Raw genomic sequence first — 1393 nt, forward strand, 5'->3', positions numbered from 1 at the left:
CCGGCCCAGGTGGCGGCGCCCCCACGTCGTGATTCCCGCGCTGCTGGTGATCGCGGTGCTGATCGGCGCCGGGATATTCGCCGCCGTGAACCTCTCCGGGCACCACAAGCCGACCGCCACCGCGCCCACCACCCTGCCGCCGAATACCGGTCCGTTCACCGGTGTCTACACCGCCGACTTCGCCCCCGAGACCTATCTTCGAAACGGGAAACCGGTCGAGGGTGCCGCGCCGAAGACGGAAACCTGGGGCCTGCGCTCGGTGTGCCGCCCGGGCGGGTGCGTGGCCACCGCGTCACGCCGAAGCGGCGACACCACGTTGTCGACGTTGGTGTTCGACGAGGTCGGCGGGCGCTGGATGGCCGTCGGCCTCGGCTCAAAAACGTGCAACAACGCTCCCGCCGAGTACTGGCAGGTGTTCACGCTGCAACCCCATCCTGACGGCACCCTGTCCGGCGACTACACCGCGACGGCCAGCAACAATTGCGAAAACAAGCGGGCCGTGAGTTTCGCCCGCACCGGCGACGTCGACGTCACCAGTCTTCCCGACCCGGCCGGCCAGCCGCCGCGGGTGGTGTCGGCGGCCCAAGCGCTGCACGGCCACTACCACGACAGATGGACCTTCGCGAATGGGGAGACACACGATTCCGACTTCGTGGTCCTCACGGATTGTCTGCGCAGCGGCGATCGGTGCATGAGCTATTTCCACTCGCTTGACGGTGCTAGGGCGCTGGTCTTCGGCGGCGGGAATTGGACCTACGGCCAGGAATTCGACGCTCAGTGTCCGGACGGCGGCACGGGGCACGTCACAATCACCGCGGCGTATCCGCTGCCCGCACCGGCGCAGGACCCGATCACCGTGCTCACCGGGCACGGTCGCCTGGAACGGGCCGCGCCCTGCACCACCAGCGTCGATTTCAATAGCAAGTTTGTGCGCACCGGCGATTAGGGCATGTTGGGTGGCGGATGCGAGGAAGCTTCGAGTCCGCGCGCCGATGGTCGTGGTCTTGCGCTCAGGGCAGTCGGACGCCGATCTGGCGCCGGCCGATGTTGTGGCCATTGACAGCGACATCGTCGTTGAGGACCCGTGGCGTTGCGCTATTACGCCGGGTTGGCTGCGATCCCGGTCGGCGCCGAGATCCACGACGCTTACTGCCGCAACGGGGCTTTCGTCAACGGCACCCGAAGTCTCGTTCGCGCGCGGAGCTACGACGGTGTGGTCGCGACCGCGTCATCGACCTGGATGTCACCGACGCCATCTTGGTTGGTTCGTGGCGCTCGCAGGCCTGGGTTTTGGGACCAATGTCTCTTGGCAGCCGGGGACAAGTGGCCCTACGCCGTGCCGCGAAGCGCCACGAGAATCGGAAGTCGAGCAACCACGGCAGCCGGTGACCGC

1 pseudogene is annotated in these 1393 nt (G+C 67.3%); it reads left to right on the forward strand.

The annotated features are described in order from the left end of the window. A pseudogene (locus A5678_RS27540) lies at positions 1-946 on the forward strand (serine/threonine protein kinase); the annotation flags it as partial. Between the last annotated feature and the right edge of the window lie 447 nt (positions 947-1393).

The organism is Mycobacterium sp. E2733 (genome assembly GCF_001667585.1).
GTDB lineage: Bacteria > Actinomycetota > Actinomycetes > Mycobacteriales > Mycobacteriaceae > Mycobacterium.